Annotated in this window: 10 protein-coding genes and 1 tRNA gene; 3 read left to right on the forward strand and 8 right to left on the reverse strand. The window is 62.0% G+C overall.

Going from position 1 to position 16,371, the window contains the following annotated elements; translation table 11 throughout:
• Nucleotides 1-92 precede the first annotated feature (92 nt).
• Nucleotides 93-1,706, forward strand: coding sequence for a caspase family protein (locus NKI69_RS19900; RefSeq protein ID WP_023809167.1), 1,614 nt, complete (start codon nt 93-95; stop codon nt 1,704-1,706).
• 37 nt (nt 1,707-1,743) lie between these two features.
• Here the strand turns inward: NKI69_RS19900 and NKI69_RS19905 are convergent, their stop codons facing one another.
• Nucleotides 1,744-2,280: an OmpA family protein gene (locus NKI69_RS19905; protein WP_127321072.1), complete on the reverse strand. Its 537-nt coding sequence runs from the start codon at nt 2,278-2,280 to the stop codon at nt 1,744-1,746.
• Between the two features lie 161 nt (nt 2,281-2,441).
• Here NKI69_RS19905 and NKI69_RS19910 point away from each other — a divergent pair, with 161 nt between their 5' ends.
• Nucleotides 2,442-3,071, forward strand: coding sequence for a DUF6931 family protein (locus tag NKI69_RS19910; protein ID WP_352722409.1), 630 nt, complete (start codon nt 2,442-2,444; stop codon nt 3,069-3,071).
• Here NKI69_RS19910 and NKI69_RS19915 read toward each other — a convergent pair.
• The 6 genes from NKI69_RS19915 to NKI69_RS19940 form a co-directional block, all read right to left on the reverse strand.
• The gene (locus tag NKI69_RS19915; RefSeq protein ID WP_023809169.1) at nt 3,053-4,297 is read right to left on the reverse strand and encodes a caspase family protein; all 1,245 of its coding nucleotides are present in this window, start codon (nt 4,295-4,297) and stop codon (nt 3,053-3,055) included. The genes NKI69_RS19910 and NKI69_RS19915 overlap by 19 nt on opposite strands.
• A 7-nt stretch (nt 4,298-4,304) precedes the next feature.
• The gene (locus NKI69_RS19920; RefSeq protein WP_023809170.1) at nt 4,305-5,411 is read right to left on the reverse strand and encodes an OmpA family protein; all 1,107 of its coding nucleotides are present in this window, start codon (nt 5,409-5,411) and stop codon (nt 4,305-4,307) included.
• A gap of 186 nt (nt 5,412-5,597) precedes the next feature.
• Nucleotides 5,598-5,897: a hypothetical protein gene (locus NKI69_RS19925; RefSeq protein WP_245273064.1), complete on the reverse strand. Its 300-nt coding sequence runs from the start codon at nt 5,895-5,897 to the stop codon at nt 5,598-5,600.
• A 17-nt stretch (nt 5,898-5,914) separates the two neighbouring features.
• Nucleotides 5,915-8,464, reverse strand: a complete 2,550-nt coding sequence (locus NKI69_RS19930) for a caspase family protein (protein ID WP_023809172.1) — start codon at nt 8,462-8,464, stop codon at nt 5,915-5,917.
• 515 nt (nt 8,465-8,979) lie between these two features.
• A tRNA-His gene (locus NKI69_RS19935) sits at nt 8,980-9,056 on the reverse strand.
• Nucleotides 9,057-9,414: 358 nt separating this feature from the next.
• A complete protein-coding gene (locus tag NKI69_RS19940) occupies nt 9,415-9,873 on the reverse strand; it encodes a phasin (protein ID WP_352722410.1) in 459 nt (152 codons plus the stop codon).
• Between the two features lie 247 nt (nt 9,874-10,120).
• Between NKI69_RS19940 and NKI69_RS19945 the strand changes: the two genes are divergently transcribed.
• Nucleotides 10,121-13,894: a PAS domain S-box protein gene (locus tag NKI69_RS19945; protein ID WP_352722411.1), complete on the forward strand. Its 3,774-nt coding sequence runs from the start codon at nt 10,121-10,123 to the stop codon at nt 13,892-13,894.
• A 261-nt stretch (nt 13,895-14,155) separates the two neighbouring features.
• Here NKI69_RS19945 and NKI69_RS19950 read toward each other — a convergent pair whose 3' ends face one another.
• Nucleotides 14,156-16,114, reverse strand: coding sequence for an acetoacetate--CoA ligase (locus NKI69_RS19950; RefSeq protein ID WP_128302645.1), 1,959 nt, complete (start codon nt 16,112-16,114; stop codon nt 14,156-14,158).
• Between the last annotated feature and the right edge of the window lie 257 nt (nt 16,115-16,371).

The raw sequence follows: 16,371 nt of genomic DNA on the forward strand, positions 1-16,371 counted from the left end.
AAGAGCCATTTTGGCATAAGCGACATTGTCGCTGACGAAATTGAGCATGCGCAGACATCAACAGTGCGCCCTGCTGGGCGGAGGGCTGGTCCATGAAAGCGTTCATCGTATTTCTGAGCGGATTTCTCCTTTTTATCCTTGCCGCGTTCAGCGCTGAGGCAGCCGCGCCCGACGCCAAGCGCGTCGCACTGGTCATCGGCAACAGCAAGTATGTTCATGCTGTCGCTTTGCCCAACCCCGCCAACGACGCGCACCTCATCGCCTCCACGCTGCGCAATGCCGGCTTCGAGGTGATCGAGGGGATGGATCAGGACAATGCCGGCATGCACAGCCTCATCAGCCGGTTCACAGAGCAGTCTTACGATGCCGACCTCGCCGTCATCTTTTATGCCGGGCACGGCATGCAGGTCGACGGCAAGAATTTCCTGATACCGGTCGACGCCGAGTTGACGTCGCCGGCCTATCTCAAGACCCGCACCATTCAGGTCGAAGACTTCCTGGCGGCGCTGCCGCCTGATCCGGCGGTCGGCGTCATCATACTCGATGCCTGCCGCGACAATCCACTCGCCAGGACGTTGGCCGCCTCGCTGCCGAAGTCGCGTTCGTTGGGGTCCGGTCTGGCACCGATCGAAGCAAGATCGGACGGCGTAGGCACGGGCGGCATCCTGATCGCCTATGCAACGGATCCGGGCGCCATCGCTTTCGACGGCAACGGCGTCAACAGCCCTTACTCCACGGCGCTCGCCAGGCACCTGACCGAACCCGGCATTGAGATCCAGAGCGCGCTGACGCGCGTGCGCGGCGAAGTGACCGAGACGACGCAAGGTCGCCAGAGGCCTTGGCACAACGCGTCGCTGGGGCGCGAGGTCTTCATTGGAAAACCCGTTGTCGTGGCGGCGCCTGAAGCACAGCCTGCCAATGCCGGGGCGGCAACCGCCCCCACGCTGGTGGTTGGTGACCCGCCTTCCTGGGAAGTCGAGCAGCGGCTCTGGGATGAAGCCTCCAAGCGCAACTCGGTGCCGTTCTACGAGGCCTATCTCGAGCAGTTCCCAAACGGCCGCTTCGCCACGGTGGCGCGGCTGAACATCGACGAATTGAACGACCCGGAAGCCCAGAACCGGCAGGTCGCGGCACTCGATACGGACCAGGCGAACGCCAGTTCCGGCTCCGCAGTGCGCACCTCGGTCGGCGTCCCCGACGAGGTGAAGCAAACACCGGGCACCGAGTTGACGGAAAATGCCATTGGCCTCGACCGCCAGGGTCGCATCGACTTGCAATTGCGCATCGAAGCGTTGGGCAACGAGCTTGGCCGCGTCGACGGAAACATAGGCCCACAGACCCGCCAGGCGATCGGTATCTGGCAGGTGGAGAACGGCCTGCCGCAGACCAGCTATCTGACACGCGAGCAACTTGCATTCCTCGTGATCCAGACTGATCCGATGATGGAAACCGTGCGCGCCAGATATGCTGCCGATCAGGCCCGTGCGACGCAGCCGAAAAAACAGGTGGTAAAGAAGGTCCGCACGCAGAGACCGGTGGCACAGAAACCCCGCAAACAACAGCAGGTCGTTCAGAAGCGGCGCAACCGGGACACAGTGGTGCGGCAGGATGATGATCTTCCGCCGCCCCGGGATAACAACGACTTCCTCACCAAGGCGCTGATCTTCGGCACCGGTGTGGCTGTGGGCGGCGTGCTCAAGAACTGACCGCCGGCGTTCCTGGAACAGTGGCACGCGGTAGGTGCTATTGCGTCTTTATCCGCATTTCCACGCGGCGGTTAGCCGGATCGTACGGGTTGGGGCTGCGCGGATTCTTTTCGCCCATGCCGATCGGGTTGATGCGGGCGGCCTCGACACCATTGGCCGTCAGGAAGGCTGCCACCGATTGCGCTCGCCGTTGCGACAGGCCCTCGTTGTAGTGGACCGTGCCGGTGGCATCGGTGTAGCCTTCGACAACGAAGTTGAATGTGCTCAGCCGCCTGTCCTTCAGGGCCTTGGCGAACTCGTCGAGTTCACTGCGCGCTGTCGCGTCGAGTTCGGCCGAATCCAACCCGAAATTGATCAGCATATCGAGGCTGGATTTTTCGGCCGGCGCGTCTTTTGCCTTGGTCTTGCTCTTGCACTCTTCCTCGGTTCCTACACAAATTCCTCGCGACTTGCCGAGGTCGGCGGCGCCGGCAAAAAACTTCACGATGTCTTCTGATTTCTGAACAGGGTCGGCGGAAGCGTGAGTCGAGAAAAACACGACTGCCAACACCAAGGCTGAACTGCCCCACTGCATAGCGGTTACTCCTGTTTGAGCATCCGATTTCGATGGTGGTGATCATACCAAATTCCGGGGCAATTGTCTGTCGATAAACGCCAGGGGATGCGGCGGTGCCGGCAGTTGTTGCAGCGTCACCGGTTGAGACTTGACCCGCGCCGCGCCTGGGGCTTGAGTGGTTGGAGCTTCTCGATGAAGGCGTGGCGGTCATGGCCAATGAGCTCCGATTCAAAACGGCACAGGATCTCTTCATGGCTTGTCCCGCTATTGCCCGGGACATGAGAGCCCTTCCAACCGAACAGCAATCGATCGAGTTTTGCCGCGACCTGCTCGCCGGGCGCGTTCCCGAAGAGGCGATCACGTTCTGTGCCTACCTGCTTCCCGACCGGGCTGCGGTCTGGTGGGCGCATGAATGCCTGAGCCATCTGAGCGAGTTGCTCGATGGAACTGATCAAGAGTTGCTCGCCTATGTTCGCGACTGGGTCGGTGAACCGGACAGCCATCGCCCCGCGGTGAGCCAGGCAGAGGCAACGCCGCCAACAACGCCGGGAGCCTGGATTGCCCGGGCGGCGGGATGGCGTGACAATGGTTCCTTTATTGTCGGATCTGTTGTCGGCGCAGAAGCACCATCGGCCTTGCAGCCGTTTCCTGCCGCCCATGCAATCAATGCGGGTGTTCTGGCCGGGCTGGCGCGTGTCGCACTGGTGGACCGCTTTGCCGTTCTTTCCGCGTTTGTCGAAATGGGCATCCAGATGGCCGAGATCGAGGCCCTGCGCCAATCGGCGGATGCTTACTTGCAGCCACCTTGAGCCCATTTGGCAAGCGCCACCTTGAAGCGCGTTCCAAGTGGATGTTGCAGGCGCAAAACAGAAGCATCGTTGGTGGCGAAATTTTTCGCCTGTTCGCATAGCCGTGCCTCGTCCCATTCATGGCAGCCGTCGCAATGTTTGTCCTCCCATACCGACTTGTCCAATCCCTCCACCGGGCTGAACAGGGGTTTGCCCTTGATCAGCTGGGCGATGCTCTTGCCATCGATTGCCGGATCACCGAAATCGATCGGATGGTCGAAAAAGATCGGATCGTCCGAAGCCAGCCTGGGGATCTTCTGACGCAGCACATCGAGCGCAAGCTGGTCGTCACTTTGGCCTGATGCGCCTGCAGCGCCGGTGTTGCTTGCGTCGGAGCCGCCTTCGGTTGGAGGTGCGCTCGCCTCGCCCACGATCAACGGCGCATTGAGATCGACCTTGTGCAGAACGACATCCGTTTTCAGCGAAACGTTGATCCAGGGACGCTGCTTGCCGGAGGTTGCCTTGAAGACGTCGCTGGTGACCCTGTTCATGGCGTCGGTGATGGAGACGTTGGATTCGCCGATACGCTTGAGGAGCGCCGAGGTGAAAGGCGAATGTTCGCCCGACCCGTCATAGGCAAGTTGATTGGGACTGGCGGCGAAAGCGACGAGCGTGCCGGTGCCACCATTCTCTACCGGGATCTCGGCAAGGCCGCTGCTGGCGCCGTTGACGCCCGCGGTCTTGGCCAGCACCTCGGCGAGGGGATTGTCGCGGCAAGCGTCGAGAAACACCAGACTGATGCTGGTCTCTCGCGACATCTGGCGCAAAACGAAATCAACCGACACGGCTTCGAAGTCGACGGAGGTTTCATCTTCCAGCGCAGCGTCGACTGGAAGCAGATAGTTCTTGCCCGCAACCTGCAGGCCGTGGCCGGCATAGAAAAACAGCGCGATGTCGGCACCGCGCACCTGTTTCGCGAACTGCACGATCGTCGCCTGTGTCTGCAGCTTGGTCAGGTCGAAGCCGGAAACGACCTCAAAATCGAGTTTCTTCAAGCGTTCGGCCATGGCCTGGGCGTCGCGCACCGGATTGGCGAGCGGCGCCGCGTGCTGGTACTGGGAATTGCCCAGAACCAGCGCGATGCGGCGCTCGGCACTGGCGGCTGTTACAGTCAAAAGCAAGGCAAGCGCGGCAAGCCCGGCGGCACGAAAGAGGCCACCGCAACAGGCGATCAGATCGGACCTCACCGGAACCTCAGTTCACGGGCTTGGTGGCGGAAAACTCGATCCGCCGATTGAGCGCCTTGTTCTTCGGCGTATCGTTGGCGGCAACCGGCCGCTCCTCGCCATAGCCGGCGGCGCTGACCTGATTGCGCGGAATACCCTCGGCAATCAAGGCGTCGGCAACCGCGTGGGCGCGCCGCTCCGACAACTGCTTGTTTGCGTCCGGCGATCCATCGGAATCGGTATAGCCGGAGATCTCGACCTTCAGGCTTGGGCATTTGCCAACGACACCTTCGACCTCCGTCAGCAATGGGCGGCTTTTCGCATCGAGCCGCGCGCTGGCCGGCCGGAAGTAGATGGCGCCGGTGCGTGAGAGCACGGCAAACCTGTTCAAGCATTCCTCATCGCTGAAGTTCGCCTTGGCGGCGTCGGTGGCAACGGGACCTACATCGGTCGAACTCGCCGCGGCGGTCTGGGTTGCAGCGGGCTTGCTGCCGTCGGCGGTGAAGACGAAATCGAACGACACCGACGCGGTGGGCACGATGTTGGTGACGTTGGCCGCCTGCTGGAGTTTGTCCACGTTCGGCAGCAAGCCGAAATCCTCCACGTGAACCGCGACGGGAGCTTCCGAAGCAACGGAGACCATGTCGTCACTGATCATGGTGACGACGATGCTGGCCTCGAGGTCCTTGTCGACGCCGTGCAGATTGAGACGGAAAGGCAGCGTCGACTTCACCCTGCGTTTTGTCGCGAGATCGGCGAATGCGGCGGGATCCACATTGGCCGTCAGCTCGGCCGTCGGGTATTTGAATGTCTCGAAAAACAGGAAGCGCATGCGGACATTGCGCAGGTCGACGCCGGTATCGACCGAATTGAGGTCGAAGGTGACCTTGGCATCACCCGCCGAGCTGAGCGTGCCGGTGATGTTCCTGATCTTGTTTGTCTCGACGATCGTGTTTTTCTTCACCGACTGGTAGGTGATCACCGAAGCCGTGGGATCAAGCGTCCAGTTCGGCGCTGCGTTGGCGGCTTGCGATGCGAGTAGCAGCAAGCCGGAAAGCGCGACGATCAGGCCAAGACCTCGTGTGGCGGGGCCTTTCAGCCTCGTCTTCCACCAGAATGCGACGACTTCGAACATGGAACGCCCCCTGACCAGGACCACCGTATCGACACGACACCTGGCGAGAGCATAGAGCACTTGCGGCTGGTTGGCGAGCAGTTGCAGCCGGTCTTCCGGTCAAGGTCCGGGGGCAGAGTTGGCGTGTCAAATGGTGGCAGGCGGCCTCGGCGAGCGGTGCCGCGAAACCCTGACCTGCTGTTAGCATTATCCCCAGCCGCCGCCTCCGCCACCAGTGCCACCGGTGCCGCCATTGCCGCCGCCCAAAGGTGGAACGACGACAGGTGCGGTTTCCTCAGTCGGTTCGACGAGTTTCTTGGCGATAGCCTTCTTCTGCCTGGTGATCTTTGGCGTGGTCGTCGTGCGAATGAGCTTCGGCCTGTGCTTTGTCGTCGTCACCGTCGGTTCGGCCTTGGGCGCGGGCGCAACGGACATGCAGCCCGCTACTGCCACCAGAGCGCCGGATAGAACTGTGGCGATCAATGCCTGCTTCACTGCCCTGCCCACGATTGCCTCCTCACTGATCAAAACAAGTCCCGACGCGGATTGGCTTGCTCCCAGACCGCTCTGGCCGCATTGACCAGTTGGTCGTCAAGCGAGCCCTTCGCCGGGATCTTCGACTTGAGTTCGCCACGCAATTGCTTGAGCGCGGCCGTTTTCGTCTTCACTTCGAATTTCGTCAGCGTCGTCTGGGCACCCGGCAATTCCTTGCGAAGATCAAGCGCGACCGCAAAGGCCAGATAGCGCACCGCTATCGTCTGGTCGGCATTGGCGCCCTTCTGCATTTCGAGCGCTGCGCGATCATATGCGCCGGACTGATCGCCGCGTGCCGTGGCCAACTCGAACAGTCTTTGCGCTTCGTCGAGGTTTTGCTCGACACCAACGCCATCCCGGTACATGCGCGCAAGGCTGGCCGGAGCGTAGGGCTGGCCTAGATCCATAGCCTTCTGGAATAGCCCCTGCGCCTGCTTGGGGTCCTTTTCGACACCCACGCCGGCCAGGTAGTTACGGCCGAGAAGGTTCATAGAATACATGTCCTGTCGCTGGACGCCGGCCTCCAGGAAGGCAACTGCACGGGCCGGGTCGGCGGTCACGCCGTTGCGGCCTTCCGTGAAGATCGCGGCGAGATCGTTCATGGCATAGGTGTGCCCCATCGCGGCCGCCTTGAGCAGCAGGTCCAGACCTTTGGCGGTATCAGGCTTGACGCCATAGCCATTGAACAAGGCGCGGCCCCACGACGTCATGCCGTAGGGATCGCCCTTGTCGGATGCCGCGGCGTAAAGCGCGTTGGCCTGCGTGCGGTCGATGACCAGACCGGTTCCCGTCGCATACATGTAGCCGAGTTCGAACACAGCACGCACATGTCCCTTCTTGGCGGCCTCCTCGATGGCTGTCTTCGCTTCCTCGACCTTGCCAGTTGCGAGCAGCGCGCGCCCCAGTTCGTAGCGGAAGCGTGGGACATCGGGATAAGCCTTCACAGCGGCTTCGCAAACCTCCACGGCGCCGGCGCCGATTTCGTTCGGCAGCAGGCCGGGAACGACGCCTTGCAGGTCCAGAGGCTCGCCGGCGGCGGAGTCGCACGGATCGACGGTTGGCGACAGTTTCATCGTGGCGGGCTTGGACGAACTGCTGTCCGCACGGATTTCGAAGCCGACCTCGACCGGCGCGGCTACGCCGATCTGAGGTTCGTAGCGCAGGCGGTCGACTTCAGCGGCCATCAGGCTGGACTGAGGTGACAGGGTTCTGTCGGGGAGCGAAAGGGTTCCTGTCGCGGGATATGCCGAAACTTTGAGACTGACCGCGGGATCGTCGGTCGGGAAATCCAGGTTAAGCGCAACCGGGCCCACGCCAACGGGAACATCAATGTCACGGTTTTCGATCGCCTCGGCGGCACCTGTGATATGAATGCCGCGCTCCACCACCTGTTGCTTTTGCTCGGCCGCGAGCGAGGCCATGACCTGTTCGCCATGGGCGCCTTCGCCGCTTTTGACCCGGAACACCAGGATGCCCTGGCTTTGACCGCCCCAATTGTCATGCGTGGCGTAGGCCAGCATATCCACCTCGTCCTGCGCGTCGACCCCCTTGGGCACATCCATCTGCAAACGCGGCAGGTCCTTGCCCTGGATCGGTTCGCCAACCTCGACAGGTTCGCCGTCCAGCATGAGGCGGCCGAGAGCAGGTGGTCTCTCGATGCTCACGGTGATCGTTCCGCCGTCGACATCGACCGGTTCCGGCAGGCCGAGATCGACTGGGCCCACTCCCGACAACACGATTTTCTCCAGCACCGGCGGCAGCGAGGGGCGGTTGCTGCGGCGCATCAGCACCACTTCGTCGATCAGCGACGAGTTCTCCCAGGGAACCTGCAGGCCTTTTGTTGCCTCCACCACATCCCGGCGCACCGCCGCCATGACCGTGCGGATCTCCTGGTTCGGGGCCAGCGCGCGACGGGAAAACGCCGCCGAAAACGGACTGAGGTCGCCGCTGCCGTCATAGGCCGCCGCCCCAGGCTCGGTGGCAAAGGCAATGAGCGTGTTCAGCGAGCTTCTGACCTGCGCGAGCCCGGCGTTGCCGGAGGTGATAAGCTGGTCTCTCAGCCAGTAATTCTTGCGCGGGAACGGATTGTTGCGGCAGGCATCGAGGACGATCACCTGGATCTTCGATTTCGAACGCATCTGTTCCAGGACATCGTTGAGCTTGATGGCCTGGACCTCGATGTCCGCCGCCTGCTTCAACGAGGCATCGACGGGAATCAGGAAGTTTTCGCCGCCGATCTGGAAACCGTGACCGGAATAGTAGACGACGGCGAGGTCGGCGCCATCGATCGCGGCAAGATAATTGCGGAACTGCTCTTCGAACTGCAGCTTGGTGAGATTGCTTGCAACGAAAACTTCGAACCCTGCCAGTCGAAACGTCTTGGAGACGTCCTCGGCATCCTTGACCGGGTTCTTCAGCGCCGGGAATTGCCGGTAGTCGGAATTGCCGATCACCAGGGCGACCCGTCGATCGGCCGACGCATCGAAGGTCGTAAGGGCCGCTACGAAGAAGACCGCGATGAATCCGCAAAGTCGGAGCATGGCCTGTTTCCACCGTCGCTACCTGATGACCACAAGCCCCCAAGGTTGCGGTATCAAGGCTGTTAAAGAGCTCACAATCAGCCGAGACAGGAACAGAAAACAAAAAACCGTCGCGACAGCAGGCACTTTCCCATCCGATCAGGATCTAAATTACCTCAGAGCCGAGCCATCCGCAATGAGTGTCAAACGGCGCCGGCATGGCTGTCTGGATCCGACGCACCCGCCAAGTCCCAATCCAACGACGGGTGCGCCTGATGCCATCCATCGGCTCCCACGGTGGACGGGAAGCGGTCCACCGAAGCCTTTCCGGTTCGATTTTCTTCGCCAAGAATCCTGCGGTTTCCGACAATGATCATCGCGTGTCGCAAAAAAGCTTTTTGGTATCAATCACTTCGCGTCGCTTCCGAGCGCACCCAGTTCCTATTTGTGATACACATTGTGAGACCTACTGTGATACAAATTATGTCCCAAAGGTAAACTTTTACAATAAATTCAATTACTTACTGGAAAACCGATGGTACCGTTGGCTGGGATCGAACCAGCGACCTCCGGATCCACAATCCGGCGCTCTAACCATCTGAGCTACAACGGCACGTTGCCCGAGCGGATCGAAACAGAAACTCATCCGCCCGCTCTGTCGTTCGGCGATGCGTCCTTACGGGCTTATGGATTCTAATTCAAGGCTTTTGGAAAGCAAAGGTCACTTCCCCACATCGACGCGGCATTTGCCTGGCAAGAAGACCAGGCGCCGGACAAAGAAAAAGGCCGGCGGGAGGAGGTGCCGGCCTTTTCCTGTTACGAGCCAGCGGGAGGAGGTGCTGGCTGGTCACCCCGGGGAGCAGAGGGAGGAGGTTCCACTCACCGGGTATTCCTTGATGGCTGCCATCATACACCCGATCGTTTTTAAGAAAATGCGACCTTTTGTTGCATCTTCCGATCATGCGCAAATGTTAGGCAACCTTGATTTCCTTCATCGCGTTCTCGAAGGCGGTCTTGATCGGCTTGGAGACGTCCTCGGCCGCCTTGGAGGCAACGGCCTGGAAGTCCTTGGCCTGCTCGACGGTCGATTCGACGCGCTTGCGCAGGAAGGCGGTCTGCAGCTCGACGACTTCCGACAGCGACTTGGCGCCGATCAGGGCCTCGAGGTGGGAAAAACCGGCCTCGGCATTGGCACGCAAAGCGGAGATGGTCTTGAGCGACAGGTCGTTGGAAACGGTCTTGGCGGTCTCGTAGGTCGACTCCAGAGCCTTCTGGGTCTCCTCGGCGCCGGTCTTCAGCTTGGCGTAGGCCTCTTTCGACTGCTCAACGCCCTTTTCGGCGAAAGCGCGGATCTGGTCGGTGGCCTTGGAAGCGTCGAAGCTCGGGAATTCAACGTTTTCGATCGTCTCGGCGGTCTTGGTCCTGGACATTTTCCATCCTTTTCAGCGGCAGCGGCTTTGACAGAAAGCCGTCTCGTTCATGTATGATGGCAATATAAAGGCAAATTTTGTGCATTGCAATATCTTTGTTGCAGTGCACCATAAATTTCTTTGGGCCGTTAACCAAGAGCCCAGATTCCGGCCTTTGCACGTTCTGGCTTGTGGACCTTCGCGCCTCCGGCTTTTATTAACAAAGCGTTAACTGCAAAATCGCCGCTCCGTGAGGTCCGCCAAGCGCATGCCGTCCGAATACTCCTTCCTCGATGTCGCCGTGCTCGACGCGGTCCGCCAGCGCTTTGCGGCAGGCGACGCGATCGCGATCCTGTCGGCGGATCTGGAGCAGGTGATCTGGGCCAACGGGCCAGGAGCCGCGATGTTCGGGTATCCCGACATCGAGGCGATCATCGGCGCCTCGGCGCAGTTGCCCGTGATCGCCAGGCGCCAGATCATGGCGACCAGCGGATTTCCCGAGATTGGCAGTGACCGCGCCATCATGGTGCGGCTGGCGACCGGAATGACCAGCCGCGCCGTCGGCTTCCTGGCCAGTGCGGTGACCATGCCGGACGCCGAAAAGGCGATCATGCTGGCAGTCCCGGCGGCTCAGACCGGGTCACGCAATGCCAGCGAAATCGCCGCGCGCGCCATTAGCGGCTTCACCGAGGATGGTCATTTCATCGCCTTTGTCGATGCCAGGGGCAGCGTCGAGGCGGCCTCGGAAGGATTTTCGGCACTGGGCATCCTGCCGGAGACGCTGGCGGCACTGGTTGCCGACGTCGCAGCCGAGAGCGACCGCATCGTCAAGCGCCTTGTCCCCGGCGGCACGGCCTCCTATCCAGCGGGGCTGGCAAGATTGACCGAGGAGCGGCATCTGCTGGTGGTGATTGACGAGGACCAGCTCGACGACACCACCCCTGCGGGCGAACATCCTACGCAAACCATTGCCGAGACGGCACCTGCTGGCGACGCGGCCTCCCAGCCGGAACAGGGTCGCGAGGCACCGACCGACGAACCGAGCGCCTCGCAGCCGGCCGGCGACATCGCCGCATCGCAGCAGCATGGGATCGCCGATGCGATCGGACAGGCGCCGACGGCGGCCAACGGCGATCAGCCGGCAGCAGAGCGTATGCCCGCGCAGCACGACCATTGGTACTTCAACGCCGGCGAAGACGGAGGGCAACAGGCGCCGCGACCTGCCGCGTCCGGACCTGAAGCGCCTCAAGAGCCGGCCGCCCTGGAAGTCCAGTCCACGGCCACGCCGACGACCGTCTCGGCGATAGACAGCGCAGCGGCGCCGGTGCGCTTCGTCTGGCGCACCGATGCCGAAGGCAAGTTCAGCGCGCTGTCGCCGGAATTCGCCGACATCGTTGGCAAGCCGGCGGCCGACGTGATCGGCCGCCGCTTCAGGGATGTCGCCGCTACATTCGGCCTCGACCCCTCCGGCGAGATATCGGGGCTCCTCGAACGGCGCGATACCTGGTCCGGGCGCTCCGTGCTGTGGCCGGTCGTCGGCACCGATCTGAAGATACCGGTCGACCTGGCGGCGCTGCCTGTCTATGGCCGCAGCCGCGCCTTCGAGGGTTTCCGCGGCTTCGGCGTCGCCCGCGCCAGCGACGCGGTCGTCGATCCGGAGGCCATCGGCATGGCGCTGGTGCCCAATAGCCAGGCGCCGGCAACGCCGGAACCACAAGCCATCCAACCCGCACCCGAACAGCCGAACGCTGAGGAGCCCAAGGCCGAGGACACGCAGGCATCGGATCCGTTCAAGGGCGAGGTGCCGGCGTTGACTATCGTGCCGAAACAGGAGCGGCGCTTTGCCGACAAGGTGATCCGGCTCGCCGAACACCGCCAGCCAGCCAATGACAAGGGTCTGTCGACCCTGGAACGCAGCGCGTTCCGCGAAATCGGCGAGCGGCTGAAGAAGGATAGTGCTCCGGTCGAGCCGCCTGAGGCTGAGACTGCGGAGGCGTCGACAGCGGAGGCCGAGGCTCCGGTCAAGCCGTCCGACGACCCGATGCACAGCGGCGTCATCCCTGCGTCAGGGCCAGAGAACGAACCGGTCGAGCCACCCGATGTCGATGCCGAAGACGAGCGGGATCTGGTACGGCTTGACGGTCACGCGGACGAAGCGGCTCGTGAAGCCCCCCCTGGGATGAATGTGACGGGCTCGTTGCTCGACTATGCCGGCCAAGATGACGAACGTGGCCCCGTGGCAGCGGAACCAGAGAACACCGCTGCCGTTTCGCCCGGCGAAAAGCCTGAAGCCACTGACGCGACACATGATGGCCTCGATGACGACAGCATGACGTCAGCAGATTTTCGCGATGCCGAAGACAGTGAGGATTGGGCGCAGCCCGACGAGGAAGCCGCGCCGCCCGACGAGCAGGCGGTTGCCGAGGAAACCGTCAATGCAGGCGGCGACGCGGCGGAAATACGCGTCGAGCGCCCTCGCCTGCAGGTGCCGCCGCTCAAGGCCGAAGGGTTCGTACCGTCGGCGTTTTCCGCCGGAGATGAACACAAGGCTCCGGACACGTCGCTGCTCGGCAAGCTGCCCGTGCCGCTGCTCATCCATTCCGGAGACCAGTTGCACTATGCGAACGAGGAATTCCTCAGCCTGACCGGCTACGAGGCGCTTGACGATCTGGCGGATGCCGGCGGCCTCGGCGCGTTGTTTGCCGACCCCTACGCCGATGACGGCGTTTCCGACGGCACCGATCGCGCGCTGCGGTTGAAAACACGTGACGGACAGGAATTCCCGATCGAGGCCATTTTGCGCTCTGTCCCCTGGCGCGACGGCAAGGCGCTGATGCTGGTCGTGCGACGCTCCGGCGAGGATGATGCGCCGGCGAGCCTGCATGTGGTTGGCGACGAGCAGACGCAGCCGGACATTTCCGAGCTCAAGGTGCGCATCGCCGAGATGCGCACCATTATCGACACCGCCACCGACGGCGTCGTGCTGATCGGCCGTGACGGCACCATCCGATCGATCAGCCGGCCGGCTGAAGCGCTGTTCGGCTTCGACAGCGACGATGTGACCGGCAAGCCGTTCGCCTCGCTGTTTGCGATTGAAAGCCAGCGCGCGGCACGCGACTATCTCAATGGGCTGTCCGAGCCCGGCGTGGCGAGTGTCATGAACGACGGCCGCGAGGTGATCGGGCGCGAATCGCAAGGACGCTTCATTCCGCTGTTCATGACCATCGGCCGGCTGCCCAACGACAGCGGCTTCTGCGCCGTCGTTCGCGACATCACGCAGTGGAAGCGGGCCGAAGAGGACTTGACGCAGGCACGTGCGGTGGCCGAGCGCGCGTCCTCGCAGAAGACCGATTTTCTGGCCCGCATCAGCCACGAGATCCGCACCCCGCTCAATGCCATCATCGGTTTTTCGGAATTGATGGTCGACGAGAAATTCGGACCTGTCGCCAACGACCGCTACCGCGACTATCTGCGCGACATCAACCGCTCGGGCAATCATGTGCTCGACCTGGTCAACGACCTGCTCGACATCTCCAAGATCGAGGCTGGCCAGCAGGAGATGGCCTATGAGGCGGTGTCGCTCAACGACACGCTGGCCGAAACGGTGGCGATGATGCAGCCGCAGGCCAACCGCGAACGGGTCATCATCCGCTCCAGCTTCGCTTCGCGGCTGCCGGAAGTGGTGGCGGACCTGCGCAGCGTGCGCCAGATCGCGCTCAACATCCTGTCGAATGCCATCCGCTACACCCAGGCCGGCGGCCAGGTGATCGTCTCGACCGCCTATGAGACGTCGGGCGACGTCGTCATGCGGGTGCGCGACACCGGCATCGGCATGAGCCATGCCGAGATCGAGCAGGCGCTGAAGCCGTTCAAGCAGATCAACGCCCTGAAGCGCGGACGCGGCGACGGGACCGGGCTTGGACTGCCGTTGACCAAAGCGATGGTGGAAGCCAACCGTGCCCGGTTCACCATCAATTCGACACCGGGCGAAGGCACCCTGGTCGAGGTGGCTTTTCCGTCGACCCGTGTGCTCGCGGAATAGGTCAGCCCTCTACGGTCCCGATAAAAAGAAAAGGCGCCCAAAGGACGCCTTAAGAGATGGGATTGCTGTCACAACGGGGGCTTGAGCGAATTCGGATCCTCGGGGCTGAGGAACGGGATTTCTCCCTCAAGTTACGTGCGACTATCGACGCCGGACCTTAACAACTCCTTACCGGGGCGCCGGAAAATTTACGAATGTGTACCACTCATGAAATCTAGGTAAATTCTAGCGAGATATTTCGTTAACCATGCCGGCTGCCAATTACTCGGCCAGCTGAGGCAGGTTCTTGAACAGCTCGAGCGCCTCTGGATTGGCGAGCGCCTCCTTGTTCTTGATGGCGCGGCCATGCACGACATCGCGCACCGCGAGTTCGGTGATCTTACCCGACTTGGTGCGGGGAATATCCGACACGGCAACGATCCTGGCCGGGACATGGCGGGGACTGGCGCCACTGCGGATCTTAGCGCGGATGCGTTTTTCCAGATCGTCGTCGAGCTGCACGCCGGCGGCTAGCCGCACGAACAGGATGACGCGCACGTCGTTGTCGAAGTCCTGTCCGATGCACAATGCTTCCAGGATCTCAGGCATCTGCTCGACCTGATTGTAGATCTCCGCCGTGCCGATCCTCACCCCGCCCGGGTTGAGCGTGGCGTCGGAGCGGCCATGGATGATGAGGCCGCCATGCTCGGTCCATTCGGCGAAATCGCCATGACACCAGACATTGTCGAAGCGCTCAAAATAGGCCGCCCGGTACCTCTTGCCATCGGGGTCGTTCCAGAAGCCGATCGGCATAGCCGGAAAGGCTTTTGCGCAGACCAGCTCACCCTTTTCCTGCCGGACCGGCCTGCCGTCGTCGTCCCAGACATCGACTGCCAGGCCGAGGCCGGGTCCCTGGATCTCGCCGGTCCAGACCGGCTGCGTCGGCACGCCGAGCACGAAGCAGGAGACGATGTCGGTGCCGCCGGAGACCGAGGCCAGGTGCACGTCCTTCTTGATGCCGTCATAGACGAAGCGAAAATCTTCCGGCGACAGCGGCGAGCCGGTGGAGGAGATTGCCCGCACAGTGGCCAGATCATGCGTGCGGATCGGCTTGAGACCAGCCTTGCGCACAGAATCGATGAATTTGGCCGAGGTGCCGAAAAAGGTCATCTTCTCGGCATCGGCGAAATCGAACAGCACATTGCCGTCGGGATAGAAGGGCGAACCGTCATAGAGCAGCAGCGTGGCACCCGAAGCGAGCCCCGACACCAGCCAGTTCCACATCATCCAGCCGCAGGTGGTGAAGTAGAAGAAGCGGTCGCCATCGGTGAGACCGGCATGCAGCCGGTGTTCCTTGACATGCTGGATCAGCGTGCCGCCGGCCGAATGGACGATGCATTTGGGAATGCCGGTCGTTCCCGACGAAAACAGGATGTAGAGCGGATGCGAAAACGGCAGCGGCTCGAAAGTGACAGGCTTGCCGGCGAAGGGCGACAGCGCCTCTTCCAGCGCTACCGCCTTGTCGATGGTCCCGGCGACATCGCTCGATGTGCCGAGATAGTCGACGACCAGGATCTTGCGGACAGTGCCGAGCTTGGCCGCGACCGCGGCGATCTTGTCGGCGACTTCGATCGCCTTGCCATTGTACCAATAACCATCCGGCGCGATGAAGACGACGGGCTCGATCTGGCCGAACCTGTCGAGTACGCCCTGCTCGCCGAAATCGGGAGAGCAGGACGACCAGACGGCACCGATCGAGGCGGCGGCCAGCATGGCGGCGACGGTCTCCGGCATGTTGGGCATCATGGCGGCAATGCGGTCGCCCTTCTTCACCTTGAGCGACAGGAAAAGCTGCTGCAGCCGCGAGGTCAGCGCGTGCAACTCGTTCCAGGACAGCCGGCGCTCGACCTTGTCTTCGCCGCGAAACACGATTGCGTCGCCTGAGCCGGTCTTCTTCAGCAGATTCTCGGCGAAATTCAGTGTCGCATCGGGAAAGAAAGAAGCGCCGGGCATCTTGTCGCCGTCGACGAGCAGGTTATCGCCCTTGTCGCCGACGATGCCGCAGAAATCCCAGATCAGGCTCCAGAACCCTTCACGGTCCTCGACCGACCAGGCGTGAAGCTGCGAATACGAGGAAAACGCTACGCCGGCTTTCACTCCGGCGGCCTTGGTGAGGGCGGTCAAGGGTGCTGCGTCAATCTGGTCTTGCGTCGGGGTCCAGAGCGGTTGTCCGGCAGCCATGATCGTTCCTCCACGGTCGCCATCGCTTATGCATATCGCAGCGCAGCAGAGCAAGATTTTGTTCGGCTGATGCGACCAGATGTGCGCAAATGCCATCGCCGGGCCATAAAGACTTGAAATGCCTCAGCCCTAAGTCGTAGTGACAACTTGAAGTCGTGGTGGCGGCCGGAAGTGTGGTCACGACTGCAGTCGTAGTGACGACTGGGGGTCGTGGTGACGACTGGGGTTACACCCGTCGGGCGATTTGTCGGAATGGA

Origin of the sequence: Mesorhizobium sp. M0491, assembly GCF_040321265.1 — a bacterium.
Lineage (GTDB): Bacteria > Pseudomonadota > Alphaproteobacteria > Rhizobiales > Rhizobiaceae > Mesorhizobium.